The sequence below is a fragment of the Kitasatospora sp. NPDC038210 genome, assembly GCF_055600605.1.
The window spans coordinates 357,477-376,559 of sequence record NZ_JBVJYK010000006.1; the positions used below are offsets into that span (position 1 = coordinate 357,477).

Sequence of the window (19,083 nt, forward strand, 5' to 3'; positions counted from 1 at the left end):
ACCTTTCCTTGCAGCGACCGAAACCTTCTGGCTTCTCAAGCGGTAACAACGTCGTCCGCCCGGTCGTCCACGCCCGGTCCCAGGGGCGGACGGGACGGACCCAGACCCCTTCGAGGAGCCCCATGTCTCACCCCCTCACGCGCCGGATCGCCCAGGCCGCGCTCGTCGTGGCGGCCGGAGCGACCCCGCTGGTCGCGGCCGGCTCCGCGTCCGCCCTGGGCGGGGACGCCCTGCTGCCCAAGAGTGACCTCGCGGCACCGCTGGGCCAGCTGACCAACACCGACACCGGTTCCACCCTGCAGCACACCACCCACCAGCTGGGCCAGGCCGCCGGCACCACCGGCGCGGCCACCGTCGCCGCGGGCGTACCGGCCTCCGCCGACGCCGCCGGCAACATCGTCGCCCAGCAGCTCCCCGAGGCGAACGAGAAGGCCAGTTCGCTGACCGCGCCGGTCGACCAGACCGCCGCCACCACCGGCCAGCTCTCCGCCGTCACCCCGAAGGTCGCCTCGGCCCTGGCCGGCAAGCTCGGTGAGGCCGTCACGGGCAGGAGCGCGGCCACCCGCAGCGCCGACGCCGGCGCCGGCCCGGTCGGCGGGCTCTCCCAGGCGGGCTCCGTCGCGCAGGCCCTGCCGGGCGCCGGCAAGCTCTCCGGCGCCGTCCCCGGCACCAACACCGTCACCGACGCGCTGCCGTTGGGCTCGGTGGAGCGCGCGCTGCCGCTCGGCTCGGTGCAGCACGCCCTTCCGGCCGACCTCCCCGGCGCCGACGTCCTGGGCCTGGCCGAGCACGGTTCGGCCAACCGCCTCGGCGGCGCCGACCTCGGCCCGAACAACCCGCTGTCCGGCCTCACCGGCGCGCTCGGCCCGCTGGGCGGGCTGCTGAACGGCGTGAACGGCGGCAGCATCAGCGGCCTGCCGCTGTAGTCCGGACGCGGTGGCCCCGGACGCGGTAGCCCGCGTGCGGTGGTCCCGATGCCGAAGGGTCGGTGTTCCCAGGAGGAACACCGGCCCTTCGCGCGTGCGTGCTGCGTGCTGCGTGCGCTCAGCGTGCCGCGTTCAGCCGCTCCACGGCCGCGGCGACCCGCTCGTCGGTCGCGGTGAACGCGACCCGGACGAAGCGCTCGCCGGCCGGACCGTAGAAGTCGCCGGGCGCCACCAGGATGCCCAGCTGCGCCAGCTCGGCGACGGTCTCCCAGCACGGGCGGTCCTGGGTCGCCCACAGGTAGAGGCTCGCCTCGGAGTGCTCGATCCGGAAGCCGTAGGCCTCCAGCGCCGCCCGCAGCGCCGAGCGCCGGGCCGCGTACCGCTCGCGCTGCTCGGCCACGTGCGCGTCGTCCGCGAGCGCGGCGACGGTCGCGGCCTGGACCGGCGCGGGCACGATCATGCCGCCGTGCTTGCGCACCTCCAGCAGCTCCTTGACCACCACCGGGTCGCCCGCGACGAAGGAGGCGCGGTAACCGGCCAGATTGGAGCGCTTGGAGAGGGAGTGGACGGCCAGCAGGCCCTCGTGGCCGCCGCCGCACACCTCCGGGTGCAGGACGGAGACCGGGTCGGCCTCCCAGCCCAGCTCCAGGTAGCACTCGTCGCTGACCAGCAGCGCCCGGTGCTCGCGGGCCCACTCGACGGCGCGGCGCAGCTCGTCCGCGCCCAGCACCCGGCCGGTCGGGTTGGACGGCGAGTTCACCCAGAGCAGGCGCACCCGGGAGCCGTCCAGCTCGTCCACCGAGTCGTACTCGACGGGCTCGGCGCCGCACAGCCGCGCGCCCACCTCGTACGTGGGGTAGGCCAGGCGCGGGTAGGCGACCTGGTCGCCGGGGCCGAGGCCGAGCTGGGTCGGCAGCCAGGCCACCAGTTCCTTGGAGCCGACGGTCGGCAGGACGGCCTGCGGGCCGATCCCGGCGCCGAGGCGGCGGTGCAGCCAGCCGGCGATCGCCTCGCGCAGCTCCAGCGGCCCCCAGACGGTCGGGTAGCCGGGCGTGTCGGTGTGCGCGGCCAGCGCCTTCTGGATCAGCTCGGGGACCGGGTCCACCGGGGTGCCGACCGAGAAGTCGCAGAGGCCGCCCGGGTGCGCCAGGGCCGTGGTCTTGTACGGCTCCAGCTTGTCCCAGGGGAAGACCGGCAGGAGGTCGGAAACGCGGCGCGCCGCCCCCGGGTGGCCCGGGAACGGCGCGCGCGTGCTGTCGTTGTTCACAGCTTCGTTGCCACCGATCGTCAGTGGTCGGCGTTCTGCGGCGGCAGAGCGGCGATGAACGGGTGGTCACGCTCGATCAGGCCCAGCTTCGAGGCACCACCGGGCGAGCCCAGGTCGTCGAAGAACTCGACGTTCGCCTTGTAGTAGTCCTTCCACTCCTCCGGAGTGTCGTCCTCGTAGAAGATCGCCTCGACCGGGCAGACCGGCTCGCAAGCGCCACAGTCGACACACTCATCCGGGTGGATGTAGAGCGATCGCTCGCCCTCGTAGATGCAGTCAACCGGGCACTCTTCGATGCACGCCTTGTCCTTCACGTCGACACAAGGCTGCGCGATGACGTAGGTCACGCTGTCGTTCCTCCTCGGAAGGGCCTGGTGGCCCGTTCTGTTCTGCTCGCGTGCGCGGTGAGCGCGGCGTCGTCGATGCCCGCCCCTAGTATCGCGGGTCGGAGACCGCAAATGCACAGGAGGTGGCCACATGGCGACGGGCAACCCGGTCGACAGCCGTCCGGAGGTCCGGATAGATCGCTCTGACGTGGGACGACGCGTGTCCGTCCGACGCCTCGCCGAGTTCGTGGACGACCGTCCGGTGTTCCGGGATTCGATCGGCGTGCTCACATCGTGGGACGATCATGGATTGACGGTCGTGCCGCGGTCCGGGGATCCGGTCCTCTTGCCGGAGAAGCTGCTGGTCGCGGGCAAGGTCGTGCCACCGTTTCCCGTCCGGCGCGCCCCGCTGCCGGTCGCCACGCCGGTCGAGCTGCAGCGGATCGCGGGGCGCGGCTGGCCGGCCGTCGAGCAGGAGCCCCTCGGCGGGTGGACGCTGCGCGCCTCGGCCGGGTTCACCCGGCGGGCCAACTCCGTCCAGGCCCTCGGGGACCCCGGGCTGCCGCTGCCGGAGGCCCTGGCCGCCGTCCGGGCCTGGTACGCCGAGCGCGGGCTGCCCTCGTACGTCGAGGTGATCACCCCCGGGTCGCCGGAGGAGCTGCGGACGGAACTCGACCGGCTGGGCGCCGGGTACGCGCCGACCCTGGTCCGCACCAGCCCGCTGGCCGGGCTCGCGCGGGCCGGCGGCGGGCAGGACCGGGTGCGGCTGTCCCGGACGGCCGACGGGGCGTGGCTGTCGCTGTACCGGCGGGTCAGCGACGACCGGGAGGTCGAGGAGGCGGCGCGGCGGGTGCTGCACGGCGGGCCGTCGGTCTGGTTCGCCACCGTGCCGGGAGCGCCCGGGCAGCCGCCGCTGGCGATCGGACGCTGTGTCATCGAGGGGGCCTGGGCCTGCTTCGGCGCGATCGAGGTTCAGCCGTACGCGCGGCGGGCCGGGCTGGCGACGGCGGTCATGGCGGTGCTCGCCTCGCGGGCCGCCGAGGAGGGCGCGACCGGCGGGTACCTGCAGGTCGAGGCGGAGAACGCGGGGGCGATCGCGCTCTATGACGGACTCGGCTTCACGACCAGTCACACTTACCACTACGCCCTCCTTCCCCAGGGGTAGCGCTCGGGCCGATCCGTCGGCTTGTCTGTCCCCGCCCCGTCCGTCCGTCGCCCGTCCGTCGCCCGTCCGTCCGTCGCCCGTCCGCCAGGCGCCCGTCCGCCAGTCGTCCCGTCCGTCCGTCGTCTTGTCCGTCCGCCGTACGAAAGCCGTCGCCGTCACCGTGACCGAGCAGAGCAGAGACCGCTTCCGGACCGCCGCCCGCTCCGAGCAGCCAGACCCGGTGCTGCTCTGCCTGCTCGCCGCCGCCGAGCACCGGCCGGCGCTCGACCCGGGCGATCCCGGCGAGCCGCCGGGCGTGGACGCCCTGCTCGCCGCCTGCGAGGCCGCGCTGGACCGGCACGCGGCCGCCGTCCGGCTGGCCGTCGCCGAGCGCGCGCCCGCCGGACCCGAGGAGACCGCCGCCCTGCTCGCGGCCGTCCTCGGCGGGCGGGAGCGGTTCCACGGGCGGCAGGCGGACTACCGGCGGCTGGAGTCCTCCCTGCTGCCGGAGGTGCTGCGGCGGCGGCGCGGGCTGCCGATCATGCTCTCGCTGGTGTGGATGGCGGTCGGGCGGCGGGCCGGGCTCACCGTCCACGGCATCGCGCTGCCCGGCCACTTCGTGGTCGCCGTCGGAGGGCCGGCCGACGGCGACGACTACGTCCTGGCCGACCCGTTCCACGGCGGGCGGCTGCTCGACCCCGGGGACGTCGAGGACCTGGTCGCCGCCGCCGGGCACGAGTTCACTCCCGACCTGCTCACCCCCGCCCAGCCCCTGGACATCGTGCTGCGCGTGCTCGGCAACATCCGCGTCTGGGCCTCCGACCGCCCCGAGCAGGCCCGCACCCAGCTCTGGGCCACCGAACTCGCCCTGCTGCTGCCCCGCCACCCCGCCCAGCTCCGGCTGGAGCGGGCCGAACTCCTCGTCCGCACGGGGGACTTCCTCGGCGGCTCGGCGGAGATGGACGCGTACGCGCAGATCCTGGACGCCTTCGACCCGGACGGCGCCGCCAAGGTCCGGCAGGAGGCGCGGGCGGCCCGGCACCGGCTGAACTGAGCTCCGGGCGGAGCTACAGCCAGCCCTTCTCACGGGCGATCCGGACCGCCTCGGTGCGGTTGCGGGCCCCGGTCTTCTGGATCGCCATCGACAGGTAGTTGCGCACCGTGCCCTCGGACAGGTGCAGCCGCTTGGCGATGTCCGCGTTCACCGCGCCGTCGGCGGCCGCGCCCAGGACGTCACGCTCGCGCGGGGTCAGCGGGTTGGCGCCCTCCGCCAGCGCGGCCGCCGCCAGCGCCGGGTCGATCACCCGCTCGCCGCGCAGCACCCGGCGGATCGCCTCGGCCAGCTCGGCGGCCGGCGCGTCCTTCACCAGGAACGCGTCGGCGCCCGACTCCATCGCCCGGCGGAGGTAGCCGGGGCGGCCGAAGGTGGTCGCGATGACCACCTTGGTGTGCGGCGCCTGCCTGCGCAGCTCGGCGGCCGCCTCGATACCGGTCATCCCCGGCATCTCGATGTCCAGCACGGCGACCCGCACGTCGTTCGCCAGCACCGCCGCCACCACCTCGTCACCGCGCCCGACCTGCGCGACGACGTCGATGTCCCCTTCGAGGCCCAGCAGCGCGGCCAGCGCCTCCCGGACCATCCCCTGGTCCTCGGCCAGCAGCACGCGGATCGAGGCCCCGTTCTCAGTGTCGTCCATGGCCATGACCTTAGGGGGCGGGCCGGAGCTCCGGACGGGCAGGCGGGCCGAGCGGGCAGGCGGGCCGAGCGGGCAGGCGGGCCGAGCGGGCAGACGGCCCGAGCGGGGCGGCCTGCCAACGGACTTGAGTCTCCGGTAGGGGGAGAGTCCACAGTGGTGCCCATGGACGGCAGCTCCCCGGACGACGGCATCCGGTACTCGATCGGCGACCTCGCCCGGCGCACCGGGCTCACGGTCAAGACCATCCGGTTCTACGCAGACACCGGCCTCGTGCCGCCCACCGACCGCACCCCTGCCGGCTACCGGCGCTACGACGTCCACGCGCTCGCCCGGCTGGACCTCGTCCGCACCCTGCGCGAGCTCGGCCTCGACCTGCCCGCGATCCGCCGGGTGCTGGAGCGGGAGACCCCGCTGCACGAGGTCGCCGCCGCGCACGCCGAGGCGCTCCAGGTGCAGATCCGCACCCTGCGGCTGCGCCGGGCGGTTCTGCTCGCGGTCGCCCAACGTGACTCCACCCCAGAGGAGATGAAACTCATGCACAAGCTCGCCGCACTCTCCGACGCCGAACGCCGGCGCCTCGTCCACGACTTCATCGACGAGGCCTTCGGCGGCCTCGACGCCAACCCCGAGTTCGTCGCCATGATGCGCTCCGCCATGCCCGAACTGCCGGACGAGCCGCGGCCGGAGCAGGTCGAGGCCTGGGTCGAGCTGGGCGAACTCGTCCAGGACCCGGACTTCCGCGCAGCGGTGCGCCGGATGGCCGAGCGCCAGGCCGCGGAGCGGGCGGACGGGGACCGCGGCGGCCTGCACTCCGAACTCACCGCGGCCGTACGGTCCTCGGTGGGCACGGCCCTGGCGGACGGCATCGCCCCCGCCTCCCCCGCCGCCGACCCCGTCGTCGACTCCCTCACCGCCGCCTACGCCGAGGCCTTCGGCCGCCCCGACGACGCCGACCTCCGGCGGTGGCTGCTCGACCGCCTCGGGATCGCCGACGACCCGCGCGCCGAGCGCTACTGGCACCTGCTGGCGACCGTCAACGGCTGGCCCGCCCCGGAGAGCCTGCGGGAGGTGTTCGAGTGGTTCGGCGAGGCCCTGCGGGCCAGACTGTCGGGATGCTGAGCCTGGAACCCCTCCGCCCGGACCACGCCGAAGCCCTGCTGGCCTTCGAACGCACCAACCGCGCGTACTTCGCCCGCAGCGTCCCCGACCGCGGGGACGACTACTTCGCCGACTTCCCGAGCCGGCACGCCGCGCTGCTCGCCGAACAGGGCGCGGGCACCTGCCGGTTCCACGTGATCCGGGACGCGGACGGCGGGCTCGTCGGCCGCGTCAACCTGGTCGACATCGCCGACGGCACCGCCGAACTCGGCTACCGGGTCGCCGAAGCCGCCGCCGGCCGGGGGATCGCCTCCGCCGCGGTCGCCGAGGTCTGCCGGCTCGCGGCCGGCCCCTACGGCCTGCGCTCCCTGACGGCGGGCACCTCCGTCGACAACGCCGCCTCGCAGGCCGTGCTCGTCCGCAACGGCTTCCGGTTCGGGCACCGGTTCCTGCTCGGCGGCCTCCCGGCCCTCGCCTACCGCCGCGACCTGGACGATCTGCGCCCGGCGCAGTAGCCGGAGCGGCCGGGCCGCCCGGGAACGGGGCCGGGGCCGGTCAGAGCCAGCGCAGGGCGGCCTCGACGCTGTCCGCGCCGCTGGTGTTGAAGGCGATGGCGGCCCCGGGCGCGTGGCGGCGGACGAGGTTGACGACGAGTTCGAAGAACGGAAGGGCGGGCTCGGGCTTGCGGATGCCGCCGCCGATGACGACGACGTCCCACCCGTGCCCGTCGAGCGCCGCGACGATCGCGGGCTCGGCGGTCGCGTCGGGGGCGACCAGGGTCATCGCGGCATCGATGCCGTGATCGGCGAAGCGGGCGAGTTCGGCGTCGAGGACGGCCCGCACGGCGTCGCCGTCCATGCCGGGGACGCTGTGCGGGTCGAAACCGAGAACGAGGGCGGTGGGCATGCCCGGTAGGACGATCAGGCCGCCCCGCCGGGTTCCCCGCACAGGAAACGGGCGGCGTCGGCCAGGGTGAGCTTGGGGTCGGTCCAGGAGCAGACCTCCAGCCGGGAGAGCCGCCCGTCCTCGGCGAAGAGGAGGACCTCGCCGTCCTCGCCGAGGTCCGTCTCGGCCGCGATCTCCGGACGGGCCGCCGGGTCGGGGCCGGTGAAGTGGACGGTGCAACCGCAGGCGCAGCGGGCCCGGATGCGCAGGTGCGGGACCTGGGCGCGCAGCGGGTGGCCGTGGGGCAGGAGGACGTCGAGGGTGTGGCGGACGTCGGCGGGGAGCTGGTTCATCGGCGGCGCAATCGCGTGGTGAGGGCGGACAGTTCTTCGATGCGGAGGAGGTGGGCGAGGAGCAGGTAGACGACGGCGAGGGCGGCGCCGGCGGGCAGCAGGCCGTAGCGGGCGGTCCACCAGGCGGCGGCCGCGGCCGGGAGGGCGGCGGCGAGCAGCTTGAGGTGGGCGCCCAGCACGCGCAGCGGGCCGAGGCGACGGCGCAGCAGCAGCTGGGCCGCCACGCAGGTGAGCAGGAAGGAGCCGCCGTAGCAGCCGGCCATCCCGGTGACGACCCAGCGCAGCGGCAGCAGCCGGTGGCAGAGCAGGGCGCCGAGCACGGTGGCGGCGACGGGCAGGAGGTTCAGCAGGAAGGGCGTGCGGCTGTCGCCGAGCGCGTAGAAGGTGCGGGTGAGCGCGTACGCGGCCGAGTAGAGGACCAGGCCGGGGGCGAAGGCGGCCAGCATGCCCGCGATGGCCTGGACGTCGGCGGAGCCGGTCCGGCCGTGACCGAAGGCGAGGGCGCACAGCTGCGGCGCGAGGACGGCCAGCGCACAGGCCGCCGGGACGGTCACCACCCCGATCGTGCGGACGGTCCGGGAGAGGATGCCGCGGACGGCGCGCGGGGTGTCGGCGGCCGCGCTGAGCGCGGGGACGGCGGCGGTCACCACGGACACCGTGATCACGCCGTGCGGCACGATCCACAGCAGGTACGCGCTGCTGTAGGCCGTGTACCCGACGCCCGGGAGACCGGCGGCGGCGGCCTGCGAGCCGGCGAGCGTGGAGAGCCGGGTCACCACCCAGTAGCCGACCTGGTCGCTGAGCACCAGCAGCAGCGTCCACCCGGCGGCCCGCAGCGGCTCGCCGAGCCCGGCCTGCCGCCAGTCCCAGCGCGGCCGCAGCCGCACCCCGGCGGCCCGCAGGCAGGGCAGCAGCACCAGGCTCTGCACCACCACGCCCGCCGTCGTCCCGGCGCCCAGCACCGTCAGGTCGGTGGCGGAGAAGGACCGCCGTCCGACGTACGCACCGAACACCCCGATCACGACCAGGTTGTTGAGCACGGGCGCCCACGCCATCGGCGCGAACCGCTGCCGGGCGTTGAGGAGTTGGCCCAGCACCGTGAACAGGCCGTAGAAGAACACCTGCGGCAGGCACAGGTACGCCAGCAGCACCGTGCGGTCCAACTGCGCGTCGCCGTACGAGGTGTAGGCCCGGACGACGAGCGGCGCGGCCGGCACCACCACGGCCGTCAGCACCAGCAGGGCGGCCACCAGCACCGTCACCAGCCGGTTGACGTGCGCCGCACCGCCGTCCGCCGACTCCTTGGCGGCGCGCACGAGGTGGGGCACCAGCGCGGTGTTCAGCGCGCCGCCGATCAGCAGCACGAACAGGATGTTGGGCACCGTGTTCGCCACGTTGTAGCCGTCCGCGAGCACCCCCGAGCCCAGGACGGCCACCAGCACCGCCGAGCGGACGAAGCCGGTCGCCCGGGACACCACCGTCCCCACCGCCATCACCAGGCTCGGCGGTACCGTGCGCCGCGGCTTGCGGTGCCGGGCGGACGGGACGGGCCGCGCCGTCGGAACGGCCGGGGTCGACGGAACGGGCCTGGCCGACGGAGCAGGCAGGGCCGGCCCGCCCAGGGCCGGGTGCGCCCCGGCGGACCTCGGCTCCACCCCCTGCCCGGGCTCACGGGCGTGCCCGAGCCCACGGGCCCCGACGGCCTCCTGGAGAACGGTCATCCGCCAGCTCCTCTCGCTCCGGGCACCGGCCCGAGCAGGCCGGCGAGAACGGCGAGAGCATGCGTCAAGTGCCCTGAAGCGAAGCTGAGAAAGCTGAAGACCGCTTAAGGAGCGGATCCGGCGCCGGTGGCATCCTGATCCGCATGGAAATTCTGATGGTGGAGGACGACCCCCAGGTCGCCGCGGCCGTCCGGCGCGGCCTGGAGGCCGAGGGCTACACCGTCGACCTCGCCCCGGACGGCCTCACCGGCCTGCGGCTGGCCCGGCGGCACGCCTACCGGGCGATCGTGCTCGACATCATGCTGCCCGGCCTGAACGGCTACAAGGTGTGCGAGGCGCTGCGCGCCGAGGGCGTGACCACCCCGATCCTGATGCTGACCGCCAAGGACGGCGAGTACGACGAGGCCGAGGGCCTGGACACCGGCGCCGACGACTACCTCACCAAGCCGTTCTCGTACATGGTCTTCCTGGCCCGCCTGCGCGCCCTGATCCGCCGCAGCCAGACCCCCGGCCCGATGCTGCGGGTGGGCGACCTGTGGCTGGACCCGGCGGGCCGCCGCTGCGGCCGCGGCAGCGCCGAGATCACCCTCACCGAGCGCGAGTTCGCCGTGCTGCGCTGCCTGGCCGAGCACCCCGGCGAGGTGCTGTCCAAGCGCCGGATCGTCGACGAGGTGTGGGACATCGCCTTCGACGGCGAGGAGTCCATCGTCGAGGTGTACGTCAGCATGCTGCGCCGCAAGGTGGACTCCCCGTTCGGCGTCCGCTCGATCACCACCGTGCGCGGCGCCGGCTACCGACTGGAGGCCTGACCGTGCTCAGCCGCCTCTCCACCCGCCTGCGCACCTCGCTGGCGGCCGGTCTCGCGGCCCTGCTGCTGCTCGGCGGCGGCGCCTGGTGGCTGCGCGACCACATGTACGACGCCCAGCTGCAGGCCGCCGAGTCGGAGGCCAAGTCGCAGGCCCGGGAGATCAGCAACAACTTCAAGTACGGCCAGCAGCTGGCCGACAAGAAGCAGCTGCCGTACCTGGTGCTGGGCAACGACGGCCAACTGGTCACCATGGGCGGCCCGCTGACCACCCAGCACCTGGTCGGGCCGATGCCGGTGCTGGTGCCGCACCTGGCGCCGGACGACTGGCAGACGGTCCAGCGGATCACCATCGGCCCCGTCGGCACGGCCGCCGCCAACCGCTACTCGGGACGCACCTTCGTCGCGATGGGCGCCTGGAGCCCGCTGCTGGAGAAGGACGGCTACCAGCCGCGGGCGGGGACCAACCCCTACACGGTCTACGTGCTGGCCACGCCGTTCGCCGCCGAGGCCTCGCTGCGCACCATCGACCCGGTGCTCCAGGCCGGCGTGCCCGTCGCGGCGCTGCTGGTCGCGCTGACGGCCTGGGTGGCGACCCGCCGGGCGCTGCGCCCGGTGGACGCGATCCGCGCCGAGCTGGCCGAGATCGGCGAACACCGGCTGGACCGCCGCGTCCCGGTGCCGCCCTCCGGCGACGAGATCACCCGGATGGCCCGGACCACCAACGCCACACTGGACCGGCTGGAACGCTCGGCCGCCCAGCAGCAGCGCTTCGTCGCGGACGCCTCGCACGAGTTGCGCAGCCCGATCGCGGCGCTGCGCACCAACCTCGAAGTCTCGCTGGCCCACCCCGAGCGCACCGACTGGCCGGCCGCCACCCAGGAGGCGCTGACCTCCGTCGAGCGGCTCCAGCAGCTCACCGAGGACCTGCTGTTCCTGGCCCGGGGCACGCACCCGGCGGCGGCCGGCCGGCTCGCCACCGTCGACCTGTCCGCCGTGCTGCGCGAACTCGCCGACCAGTACCGCCCGGCCCTCCACACCCGGCTCGTCCTCAGGGTGGACACGCCCGAGGCGGTCCTGGTGCGCGGCAGCCGGATCCGGCTGCACCGGCTGGTGCGCAACCTGCTGGACAACGCCAAGCGGCACGCGGCGACCGAGGTGGTGATGTCCGCGCGGCAGACCGCGTACGGCTGCGTCGTGGAGGTCCGGGACGACGGCCCGGGCGTGCCGCTGGAGGACCGCGAGCGGATCTTCGAACCGTTCACCCGGCTCGACGAGGCCCGCAGCCGGGACGCCGGCGGCAGCGGCCTGGGCCTGGCCATCGCGGCGGACGTCGCCACCCGGCACGGCGGCAGCCTGCGCGTCGCCCACGCGCCGCGCGGCGCCCGCTTCGTGCTGGAGCTGCCGTCCGCCTGACCGGCTCGGCCGGCCGGGCCGGCTACTCGGGCCTCGTGGCTCCGGGCGCGACGGACACCGTCCGCAGCGGCACCGAGGCCCGCAGCCGGAAGCCCCTGCCCCGCTCCGCCGGTCCGGTCTCCAGCCGCCCGCCTACCAATGCCAGTCGCTCCTCCAGCCCGGACAGGCCGTTCCCGGGCTGGGACTTGCCCGGCCCGCGCCCGTCGTCGGCGATCTCCAGGACGGCGTAGCGCTCGCCGTCGCCCGCCCAGTTCTCGTCCGCCGTCACCGTGCAGACGGTGGCGTCCTCGCCGTGCCGGACGATGTTGGTGACGGCCTCGCGCAGCGCCCAGGCCAGCGCGCCCGCCTCCTCGGTGGCCAGTCCCGGCCAGCTGTCCACCAGCTCCGGCGCGACCTCCAGCCGGACCTGGGCGGCGGCCAGCGCGGTACGGGCGGCGGCGAGTTCGACCGGCAGGGTGGGACGGCGGAAGCCGGTGACCGCCTCCCGGACGTCGATCAGCGACTGCCGGGCGACCTGCTCGATGTCGGCGACCTGCGCCCGCGCCGCCTCGTCCTTGCCGGCGTCCATGAACCGCCCGGCCAGCTCGCTCTTCAGGGTGATCAGCGAGAGCGAGTGCCCGAGCAGGTCGTGCAGGTCGCGGGCGAGCCGCAGCCGCTCCTCGGAGGCGGCCAGGTGCGCGACGGCGGCGCGGGCCTCGCGCAGCTCCTTCATGGTGGCGACGAGCCGCTGCAGGCCGGTCATCGCGGCGCCGGAGAGGAAGGCGCTGAGGGCGAAGGTCGCGATGCTGTCCAGTCCGGCGTGGATCAGCAGGCCGACCACGACGACGAGCCCGGACATGGCGGCCAGGGCGCGCAGCGCGTACTGCGTCGGCGCGATGATCGCGACGCACACCGAGGTGTAGATGAAGAGGGGCAGGAAGGTCTCGCCGAGCACCACGGAGGACGCGATCGCGAGCGCCACCATCAGTGCGACGATCACCCGGCAGGCCCGCGGCCACATCCCCGGGGTCGAGCGGAAGATCACCAGCAGGACGTAACTGCCCACGAAGAACGCCAGGCTGATCCAGCCGAAGACCTCGGCGCCCGTGCTGTGCTCGCCGTTCAGCAGGCGGCTCACCGGGTAGGCCAGGTATGTCAGCCACAGCAGCATCCAGGCGACCTTGACCAGCAGCTGCCGCCTGGTCTCCACCGGGGATCCGGGGACGTTCATGAACGACGCACGCGCCGGGCCCGCCCCCGGCTGCTCGTCGGAGTGGTCGGCCTGACGCGTGTCGCTCATGTGGATCATCATGCCTGGCGGGTGTCACGGCGGTACAGGGCCGTCGCGGCCACGACGAACACCACCAGGAATCCGGCCAGCCCGACGGCCGCGACGGTGTCCAGGGAGTGCCCGGGCTGGGTGAACGTGGCCAGCTTGTTGTACAGGAACACCGGATTGAAGCGGGCGAACTTCTCCAGCGAACCGCCCACCGGGAACCAGGTGCCGCCGAGCAGCGCCATCGCCATGTAGGTGATCATCACGATCGGCTGCACCGAGTCCGGCGCCGCCGCGTAGCCGAGCGCCACCCCGAGCGCCGCGAAGACGAAGCTGCCCAGCCACAGCGCGGCCGCCAGCCCGATCCACTGCGCCGCGCCCAGCGAGACGCCCTGGCTGGCGCCGACCGCGAAGACCACCAGGATCGCCGGCAGCGTGGTCACCGCGCTCGCCGCGATCTTGCCGAGGGTGTACGCCCGGCCCGGCAGCGCCGTCAGCCGCAGCTGGCGCGTCCAGCCGGTCTTGCGCTCCAGCGAGATCCGCTGCGCGTTGCCGGTGAGCACCGCGCCGACCGCGCCGAAGGTGGCCATCGACACCATGAAGTAGGTCTTCACCGGCAGTCCGCCGGCCTGGTTGGCGGCGCCGTACGCGTGGATGAAGAAGACGTACATCAGCGCCGGGTAGGCCACGGTGAAGAACAGGTAGCGCCGGTTGCGGAGGGTCCGCAGGATCTCCAGCCGGATCAGGGTGGTCATCGCGCACTCTCCAGGGCGGCGTCGTTCTGCGGGGCGGCGGCGTCCGACCGGGCGTCGTCCCGGTCCAGCTCGCCGGTGATGGTCAGGAAGGCCTGCTCCAGGCCCAGGCCGGTGACCTCCAGCCCGCGCGGGTACAGGCCCGCCCGGTAGAGCCCGGCGACGCTCGCGTCGGCGTCCGCGGTGCGGATCCGCACCGTCCGCACCCCCGGGACCCTCGCGGTGACGTCCAGAGACTGCACACCCGGCAGGGCGCGCAGCACGGCGTCCTCGAACCGGCCGTCCGCGTCGTGGAGTTCGAACACGATCCGGCGGGCCCCGGCCCGCGCCTTGATCTCCGCGGAGCTGCCGTCGGCGATCAGCCGGCCCCGGTGCAGCACCAGGACGCGGTCGGCGATCGAGTCGGCCTCCTCCAGGTAGTGGGTGGCGAAGAGCACCGTGCGCCCGGCGTCGGCCTGCGCCCGCATGCTCGCCCAGAACGACTGCCGGACGCTGACGTCCATGCCGGTGGTGGGCTCGTCCAGCACGATCAGGTCGTTGTCGCCGGCGATCGCCAGGGCGAAGCGGACCCGCTGCTCCTGCCCGCCGGACAGCTTGTCGACCCGGCGCTCCGCCAGCTCGGTGATCCCGGCGTCGGCCAGCACCTCCGGCACCGACCGGCCGCGAGGGTGCACGTCGCAGGCGAGCCGCACCAGCTCGCGCACCTTGACGTCGGACATCAGCCCGCCGCTCTGCAGCATCGCGCCGACCCGTCCGGCCTCGATCGCAGCCCGCGGGGTGCCGCCGAACAGCGTCACCCCGCCCTGGTCGGGCTCGCGCAGGCCGAGCAGCAGGTCGAGGCTGGTGGACTTGCCGGCGCCGTTCGGGCCGAGCAGGGCGACGGTCTCCCCCGGCCGCAGCACGAGGTCCAGCCCGTCCACGGCGCGCACCCGCCCGTAGCTCTTGCCCACGCCGCGGAAGGCGGCCACCGCCTCGGTGTCCATCGCCCGGCTCCTCTTCCCTGGTGGTGTCGTGTCCGTTGCCGTTCGCACCACCTCAGAGTCCCGCGCGGGCGGGGGCCGGCGTCAGTGTCCGCCGTCGTGCCTTCGACATGACGGATGTCATGCCGACGGCCGGTACCCGTGTCAGCCCGGTGGGGCGGTGGGGGTACCGGCCGTCGGCCGCGCCGGTCAGGAGCCCTGCATCCCCAGCGAGCGCTTCACGAAGTCGACCTGGAGCAGCAGCAGGTTCTCCGCGACCTCCTCCTGCGGGGTCATGTGCGTGACGCCGGACAGCGGCAGCACGGTGTGCGGGCGGCCCGCGGCGAGCAGCGCCGAGGAGAGCCGCAGGGTGTGCGCGGCCACCACGTTGTCGTCCGCCAGCCCGTGGATGATCATCAGCGGGCGCTCCAGCCCGGCCGCGTACCCGCTCAGCGAGTTGGCGGCGTACACCTCGGGCCGCTCGGCCGGGTCGCCCAGGTAGCGCTCGGTGTAGTGGGTGTCGTACAGCGCCCAGTCGGTCACCGGCGCGCCGGACACCGCCGCGTGGAAGACGTCCGGGCGGCGCAGCACGGCGAGCGCGGCGAGGTAGCCGCCGTACGACCAGCCGCGGACGGCGACCCGGTCGAGGTCCAGCGGGAACTCGCCGGCGAGCGCCTGCAGCGCCTCCACCTGGTCGTCCAGGGTGGCCCCGGCGAAGTCGGAGGCGATCGACTTCTCCCAGGCCGGGCCGCGCCCGGGGGTACCGCGCCCGTCGGCGACGACCACCGCGAAGCCCTGGTCGGCGAACCACTGCGAGTTGAGGTGCGGGTTGTGCGCCTGGACGACGCGCTGGCCGTGCGGGCCGCCGTACGGGTCCATCAGGACGGGCAGCAGGCCGTCGCGCTCGCGGTCGTAGCCGGTGGGCAGGAAGACGGCGGCCGGGATGCGGCGCTCGCCGGCGAAGCGGAACACCGGGCGGGCGGTGATGACCGGGGTCTCGGCGTACGAGGCGATGGTGGCGATGTCGTCGACCACCACGCCCTCGGGCAGGTCACGGGCGACCTGCACCAGGGTGCCGGGCAGGTCGGGCTCGGCGGTGACCCGCACGGTGACCCCGCCGCCGTGCACGGCGTTGCCGACGGAGGTGAACGGCCGGCCGTTGGCCGACTCCCAGCCGAGCCGCGTGCCGTCGTGGCTGATCCGGCCGACGGCGATCCAGCCGGGCTCGGGGTCGGTCTCGGCGGCGCCGCCGGAGGCGCTGAAGAACACCTCGTCCTCGGTGACGGCGATGACGGACCTGACGTGCAGGTCGGCCCCGGTGACGGCGCGGTCGCCGACCACCAGCGTGCGGCTTCCCCCCTCGTCCGAGATCCGCACCAGCTTCCCGTCCGGGGTCCACGCCGGGACGCCCGGGAACAGCTCCAGCCAGGCCTCGTCCTTCTCCTCGTGCAGCACCTCGGTGGCGCCGGTGGCCACGTCCAGGCCGAGGATGCGCTGGCTGCGCTGGTCGCGGGACTGCACCTGCAGCAGCGGCACGCCGCCCTTCGACCAGTGCACCCGGCCGAGGTACGGGAAGGCGGCGCGGTCCCAGACCACCTCGGTGCGCCCGCCGTGCAGGTCGAGCACCCAGAGGCCGACCTCGGCGTTGGGGGTGCCGGCCGCCGGGTAGGCGACCTCGGCGGGCTCGCGGTCCGGGTTGGCCGGGTCGGCGATCCACCAGCGGCGCACCGGGCTGTCGTCGGCGCGCTCGACCAGCAGCCGGTCGCTCTCCGGGGACCACCAGAAGCCGCGGTCGCGGTCCATCTCCTCCTGGGCGATGAACTCGGCCTGGCCCCAGGTGACGTTCGGTCCGTCCGGCTCGGCGAGCACCCGGTCGCCGCTGCCGTCGGTCCGGGACAGCCGCAGCTCGCCGGCGGTGTTGGCGTACGCGACGTGGCTGCCGTCGGGCGACGGGCGCGGGTCCAGGAGCGGCCCCCGGGCGGGCAGTTCGGCGGTGGTGCCGGCCACCAGGTCGGCGGTGAACAGGCGTCCCGAGAGGGCGAAGGCGGCCAGCGAGCCGGTCGCGTCCAGGGCGTAGCCGACGATGCCGGCCGAGCCTTCGCGGCTGCGCTCGCGGCGGGCCTTCTCGGCCGGCGAGAGGTCCTCCTCGCCGCCGCCGAGCAGGACCGCCGGGTCCGCGGCGATCCGCTCCTCGCCGGTGGCGGTGTCGAGGGTCCAGAGCAGGTTGGCCCGGTCGCCGCCGGAGGGCGAGCGGAGGAAGAGGACCCGCGAGCCGTCCGGTGCGACGGAGAAGGAGCGGGGCGCGCCGACGGTGTAGCGCAGGGTCCGCGCGTACTGCCGGGGGAAGGTGTCCGCAGGGGTGTGGGAGGTCATGGCACCAGACCCTACGACGCCGAACTGCCGCTGTCGGGAGGCTGGTGATCACTCGTTCGGAGCATCGTCGCGAAGTACGCCCCGAAGAGTGCCGCACCCCCTCCGACCGGCCCGTGCGCCCCGTGAGTGCCGCAGTGCCCCGGCGCGCGGGGACTCACTGAATGTAATGCTCCCCTTACCCATCGGGTATGACTGGTCAGGCGAGTGATCGTCGGCCCCGTCCCGGGTCCCGGTCGCCCGCAGCCCCAGTTCCGCACCGTCCCACCGCCGCCCTCCCCAGGGGGTGGCGCGCCCGAGAAGGGGTTGTGAGCCGACATGGCCATGAACATCTCCGCAGCCGTGCTGATGCTGGTCATCGTGGTGGTGCTGATCCGCCGCTCCGGCCTGAAGCTGGCGCACGCCATCGTCTGCGCGCTGCTCGGCTTCTACCTGGCCTCCAGCTCGATCGCCCCGTCGATCAGCCAGGTCACCACCAACCTCGCCGGCATGATCAACGGCCTGAGGCTCTGACCCCACCCGGCCGGTGGTTAGGCTTCCTCCCATGACCGCGACTACCGGCCGCCGACTCCTCCTGGTGCACGCGCACCCCGACGACGAGTCGATCGGCAACGGCGCCACGATGGCCCGGTACGCCGCCGAGGGCGCCCGGGTCACGCTGGTGACCTGCACCCTCGGCGAGGGCGGCGAGGTGATCCCCCCGGAGCTCGCCCATCTGACGGCCGATCGGGAGGACACCCTCGGCGCGTACCGGATCGGCGAGCTGACCGAGGCGATGCGCACCCTGGGCGTCACCGACCACCGCTTCCTCGGCGGCCCGGGACGCTACCGCGACTCCGGGATGATGGGCGTGGCCGACAACGACGTGCCCGGCTGCTTCTGGCGGGCGGACGTGGACGAGGCGGCCGGCCACCTGGTCGCGGTGATCCGCGAGGTGCGGCCGCAGGTACTGGTCACGTACGACGAGAACGGCGGCTACGGCCACCCGGACCACATCCAGGCGCACCGGGTCGCGATGCGCGCGTACGAGCTGGCCGCCGACCGGGCCCACCGCCCCGAGCTGGGCCCGGCTTGGCGGATCGCCAAGGTGTACTGGAACCGGATGCCGCGCTCGGTGATCGAGGCCGGGCTCGCCGAGACCGCCGCCAAGGCGGCCTTCCCGGGCGTCGCCCGGCCGTCCGACGTCCCCGGCGTGGTCGCCGACGAGACGGTCACCACGGCACTGGACGGCGCCGCGTACGCCGGCCGCAAGGCGGCCGCGATGGCCGCGCACGCCACCCAGATCACCGTGGACGGCGCCTTCTTCGCGCTGTCCAACGACCTCGGACAGCCCCTGCTCACCACCGAGTACTACCAGTTGGTGCGCGGCCAGGCCGGCCCGGGCGAGCCGGAGGACGACCTGTTCGCGGGCCTCGACGACGCGGCCGCGGGTGCCGGGGAGGACGCGCGATGAGCAAGCCCGCACCGCGGCCGCCGCGCCGCTCCATCCCCGCGGCGGTGCTCGGCACCCGCGAGGAGCGCCTGGCCGAGCCTCAACCCCCGCGCGCCGCCCGGATCGCGGCCTATGTCCTGTTCTTCCTGCTGGGCATCGCCGTGTCGGTCTGCGGATCCTTTGTGCAGGCCCTGTGGCCGCCCGTGGGGGTCCTGCTGGCCCTCGCCGCGACCGCCGCGACCTTCTACGGCGGCCTGCGGGTGACCGGCACCCGGCTCGGCGCGGCCGCGCCCGCGGCCGGCTGGTTCCTGGCGATGCTGCTGCTGATCGTGCCCCGGCCGGAGGGCGACAACGTGCTGTGGTCCAACGCCACCTCGTTGGCCTGGCTGTTCGCCGGCTCGGTGCTGGGCGTGATCTGCGCCACCCTGCCCACCCGCACCAGCTGGTTCCCCGGGGTGCCCGGCCCCCCGCGCTGACCACGGCCGAGCGCGGCGTACGGTACCGCGTACGACGCGCAGTCAGGAGCACGCGGCCTTACTCTCATACCGGAAGAACCGGACGTATCAGGATCTGTCCGAACCCGTTCACCGCTCAGTTCTTCCCAGTATGGTGGTCCCGCAGAACGCCGTACCCGACCGCCGCCCGCCCCAGCCGGGCCCGGCGACCACGAACCGCGG

General features: G+C 74.4%; 20 protein-coding genes. 10 read left to right on the top strand and 10 right to left on the bottom strand.

The genetic code is table 11. The features are described from left to right. The first annotated feature begins 122 nt into the window (after window positions 1–122). Window positions 123–926 carry a hypothetical protein gene (locus ACZ7KX_RS15660; protein ID WP_470326884.1) on the top strand — a complete coding sequence of 268 codons (804 nt, stop codon included), beginning with the start codon at window positions 123–125 and terminating at the stop codon, window positions 924–926. 118 nt (window positions 927–1,044) lie between these two features. Here ACZ7KX_RS15660 and dapC read toward each other — a convergent pair whose 3' ends face one another. Together dapC and fdxA are read right to left on the bottom strand one after the other, a co-directional pair. Beyond that, window positions 1,045–2,193 carry a succinyldiaminopimelate transaminase gene (gene dapC, locus ACZ7KX_RS15665; RefSeq protein ID WP_470326885.1) on the bottom strand — a complete coding sequence of 383 codons (1,149 nt, stop codon included), beginning with the start codon at window positions 2,191–2,193 and terminating at the stop codon, window positions 1,045–1,047. 20 nt (window positions 2,194–2,213) lie between these two features. After that, a complete protein-coding gene (fdxA, locus tag ACZ7KX_RS15670) occupies window positions 2,214–2,540 on the bottom strand; it encodes a ferredoxin (protein WP_030061559.1) in 327 nt (108 codons plus the stop codon). A 130-nt stretch (window positions 2,541–2,670) separates the two neighbouring features. Here fdxA and ACZ7KX_RS15675 point away from each other — a divergent pair, with 130 nt between their 5' ends. Then, window positions 2,671–3,684, top strand: coding sequence for a GNAT family N-acetyltransferase (locus tag ACZ7KX_RS15675; protein ID WP_470326886.1), 1,014 nt, complete (start codon window positions 2,671–2,673; stop codon window positions 3,682–3,684). A gap of 124 nt (window positions 3,685–3,808) precedes the next feature. After that, the gene (locus ACZ7KX_RS15680) at window positions 3,809–4,717 is read left to right on the top strand and encodes a transglutaminase family protein (protein ID WP_470326887.1); all 909 of its coding nucleotides are present in this window, start codon (window positions 3,809–3,811) and stop codon (window positions 4,715–4,717) included. A gap of 13 nt (window positions 4,718–4,730) precedes the next feature. Here the strand turns inward: ACZ7KX_RS15680 and ACZ7KX_RS15685 are convergent, their stop codons facing one another. After that, entirely contained in the window at window positions 4,731–5,360 is a 630-nt protein-coding gene (locus ACZ7KX_RS15685; RefSeq protein ID WP_470326888.1) for a response regulator, read from the bottom strand. A gap of 162 nt (window positions 5,361–5,522) precedes the next feature. On the opposite strand from ACZ7KX_RS15685, the gene ACZ7KX_RS15690 reads away from it, so the two are divergent. Next, window positions 5,523–6,479, top strand: coding sequence for a MerR family transcriptional regulator (locus ACZ7KX_RS15690; RefSeq protein WP_470326889.1), 957 nt, complete (start codon window positions 5,523–5,525; stop codon window positions 6,477–6,479). Next, window positions 6,473–6,973, top strand: coding sequence for a GNAT family N-acetyltransferase (locus ACZ7KX_RS15695; protein ID WP_470326890.1), 501 nt, complete (start codon window positions 6,473–6,475; stop codon window positions 6,971–6,973). The genes ACZ7KX_RS15690 and ACZ7KX_RS15695 overlap by 7 nt, the downstream gene beginning before the upstream one ends. Before the next feature lie 40 nt (window positions 6,974–7,013). On the opposite strand, the gene ACZ7KX_RS15700 is transcribed toward ACZ7KX_RS15695, so the two are convergent. Genes ACZ7KX_RS15700 through murJ form a run of 3 tightly spaced genes read right to left on the bottom strand, consistent with a single transcriptional unit; the run spans window position 7,014 to window position 9,417 of the window. Beyond that, window positions 7,014–7,364 (bottom strand): hypothetical protein, encoded by a 351-nt coding sequence (locus ACZ7KX_RS15700; RefSeq protein ID WP_470326891.1) that lies wholly within the window; start codon window positions 7,362–7,364, stop codon window positions 7,014–7,016. A 14-nt stretch (window positions 7,365–7,378) separates the two neighbouring features. Beyond that, on the bottom strand, window positions 7,379–7,696 hold the full coding sequence (locus ACZ7KX_RS15705; protein WP_470326892.1) for a hypothetical protein: 318 nt from the start codon (window positions 7,694–7,696) through the stop codon (window positions 7,379–7,381). Continuing rightward, a complete protein-coding gene (murJ, locus tag ACZ7KX_RS15710; RefSeq protein WP_470326893.1) occupies window positions 7,693–9,417 on the bottom strand; it encodes a murein biosynthesis integral membrane protein MurJ in 1,725 nt (574 codons plus the stop codon). The genes ACZ7KX_RS15705 and murJ overlap by 4 nt, the downstream gene beginning before the upstream one ends. A gap of 143 nt (window positions 9,418–9,560) precedes the next feature. Here murJ and ACZ7KX_RS15715 point away from each other — a divergent pair, with 143 nt between their 5' ends. Next, window positions 9,561–10,226 (top strand): response regulator transcription factor, encoded by a 666-nt coding sequence (locus ACZ7KX_RS15715; RefSeq protein ID WP_470326894.1) that lies wholly within the window; start codon window positions 9,561–9,563, stop codon window positions 10,224–10,226. 2 nt (window positions 10,227–10,228) lie between these two features. Then, window positions 10,229–11,638 (top strand): sensor histidine kinase, encoded by a 1,410-nt coding sequence (locus ACZ7KX_RS15720; RefSeq protein WP_470326895.1) that lies wholly within the window; start codon window positions 10,229–10,231, stop codon window positions 11,636–11,638. Window positions 11,639–11,660: 22 nt separating this feature from the next. Here the strand turns inward: ACZ7KX_RS15720 and ACZ7KX_RS15725 are convergent, their stop codons facing one another. From ACZ7KX_RS15725 to ACZ7KX_RS15740, 4 genes are all read right to left on the bottom strand, one after another. Then, the gene (locus ACZ7KX_RS15725; RefSeq protein WP_470326896.1) at window positions 11,661–12,917 is read right to left on the bottom strand and encodes a sensor histidine kinase; all 1,257 of its coding nucleotides are present in this window, start codon (window positions 12,915–12,917) and stop codon (window positions 11,661–11,663) included. A gap of 8 nt (window positions 12,918–12,925) precedes the next feature. Then, window positions 12,926–13,648 (bottom strand): ABC transporter permease, encoded by a 723-nt coding sequence (locus ACZ7KX_RS15730; protein ID WP_470326897.1) that lies wholly within the window; start codon window positions 13,646–13,648, stop codon window positions 12,926–12,928. Further along, complete coding sequence (locus ACZ7KX_RS15735; RefSeq protein WP_470326898.1) at window positions 13,645–14,628, bottom strand: ABC transporter ATP-binding protein; 984 nt, start codon at window positions 14,626–14,628, stop codon at window positions 13,645–13,647. The genes ACZ7KX_RS15730 and ACZ7KX_RS15735 overlap by 4 nt, the downstream gene beginning before the upstream one ends. Window positions 14,629–14,814: 186 nt before the next feature. Then, window positions 14,815–16,977: an alpha/beta fold hydrolase gene (locus ACZ7KX_RS15740; RefSeq protein WP_470326899.1), complete on the bottom strand. Its 2,163-nt coding sequence runs from the start codon at window positions 16,975–16,977 to the stop codon at window positions 14,815–14,817. 315 nt (window positions 16,978–17,292) lie between these two features. Between ACZ7KX_RS15740 and ACZ7KX_RS15745 the strand changes: the two genes are divergently transcribed. Genes ACZ7KX_RS15745 through ACZ7KX_RS15755 form a run of 3 tightly spaced genes read left to right on the top strand, consistent with a single transcriptional unit; the run spans window position 17,293 to window position 18,882 of the window. Continuing rightward, window positions 17,293–17,487, top strand: a complete 195-nt coding sequence (locus ACZ7KX_RS15745; RefSeq protein ID WP_350522158.1) for a DUF2304 family protein — start codon at window positions 17,293–17,295, stop codon at window positions 17,485–17,487. 31 nt (window positions 17,488–17,518) lie between these two features. Next, the gene (gene mshB, locus ACZ7KX_RS15750; protein WP_470326900.1) at window positions 17,519–18,427 is read left to right on the top strand and encodes an N-acetyl-1-D-myo-inositol-2-amino-2-deoxy-alpha-D-glucopyranoside deacetylase; all 909 of its coding nucleotides are present in this window, start codon (window positions 17,519–17,521) and stop codon (window positions 18,425–18,427) included. Next, a complete protein-coding gene (locus ACZ7KX_RS15755; protein WP_396544593.1) occupies window positions 18,424–18,882 on the top strand; it encodes a DUF6113 family protein in 459 nt (152 codons plus the stop codon). Before mshB ends, ACZ7KX_RS15755 begins: the two co-directional genes overlap by 4 nt. The last annotated feature ends 201 nt before the right edge of the window (window positions 18,883–19,083 follow it).

What these genes read in the sequence shown, in the direction of transcription:
- ACZ7KX_RS15660 (WP_470326884.1), top strand. Translation starts at nt 123, where the DNA reads ATGTCTCACCCCCTCACGCGCCGGATCGCCCAGGCCGCGCTCGTCGTG.
- ACZ7KX_RS15675 (WP_470326886.1), top strand. Translation starts at nt 2,671, where the DNA reads ATGGCGACGGGCAACCCGGTCGACAGCCGTCCGGAGGTCCGGATAGAT.
- ACZ7KX_RS15685 (WP_470326888.1), bottom strand. Translation starts at nt 5,360, where the DNA reads ATGGACGACACTGAGAACGGGGCCTCGATCCGCGTGCTGCTGGCCGAG.
- ACZ7KX_RS15690 (WP_470326889.1), top strand. Translation starts at nt 5,523, where the DNA reads ATGGACGGCAGCTCCCCGGACGACGGCATCCGGTACTCGATCGGCGAC.
- ACZ7KX_RS15695 (WP_470326890.1), top strand. Translation starts at nt 6,473, where the DNA reads ATGCTGAGCCTGGAACCCCTCCGCCCGGACCACGCCGAAGCCCTGCTG.
- ACZ7KX_RS15700 (WP_470326891.1), bottom strand. Translation starts at nt 7,364, where the DNA reads ATGCCCACCGCCCTCGTTCTCGGTTTCGACCCGCACAGCGTCCCCGGC.
- ACZ7KX_RS15705 (WP_470326892.1), bottom strand. Translation starts at nt 7,696, where the DNA reads ATGAACCAGCTCCCCGCCGACGTCCGCCACACCCTCGACGTCCTCCTG.
- murJ (WP_470326893.1), bottom strand. Translation starts at nt 9,417, where the DNA reads ATGACCGTTCTCCAGGAGGCCGTCGGGGCCCGTGGGCTCGGGCACGCC.
- ACZ7KX_RS15715 (WP_470326894.1), top strand. Translation starts at nt 9,561, where the DNA reads ATGGAAATTCTGATGGTGGAGGACGACCCCCAGGTCGCCGCGGCCGTC.
- ACZ7KX_RS15725 (WP_470326896.1), bottom strand. Translation starts at nt 12,917, where the DNA reads ATGAGCGACACGCGTCAGGCCGACCACTCCGACGAGCAGCCGGGGGCG.
- ACZ7KX_RS15730 (WP_470326897.1), bottom strand. Translation starts at nt 13,648, where the DNA reads ATGACCACCCTGATCCGGCTGGAGATCCTGCGGACCCTCCGCAACCGG.
- ACZ7KX_RS15735 (WP_470326898.1), bottom strand. Translation starts at nt 14,628, where the DNA reads ATGGACACCGAGGCGGTGGCCGCCTTCCGCGGCGTGGGCAAGAGCTAC.
- ACZ7KX_RS15740 (WP_470326899.1), bottom strand. Translation starts at nt 16,977, where the DNA reads ATGACCTCCCACACCCCTGCGGACACCTTCCCCCGGCAGTACGCGCGG.
- ACZ7KX_RS15745 (WP_350522158.1), top strand. Translation starts at nt 17,293, where the DNA reads ATGGCCATGAACATCTCCGCAGCCGTGCTGATGCTGGTCATCGTGGTG.
- mshB (WP_470326900.1), top strand. Translation starts at nt 17,519, where the DNA reads ATGACCGCGACTACCGGCCGCCGACTCCTCCTGGTGCACGCGCACCCC.
- ACZ7KX_RS15755 (WP_396544593.1), top strand. Translation starts at nt 18,424, where the DNA reads ATGAGCAAGCCCGCACCGCGGCCGCCGCGCCGCTCCATCCCCGCGGCG.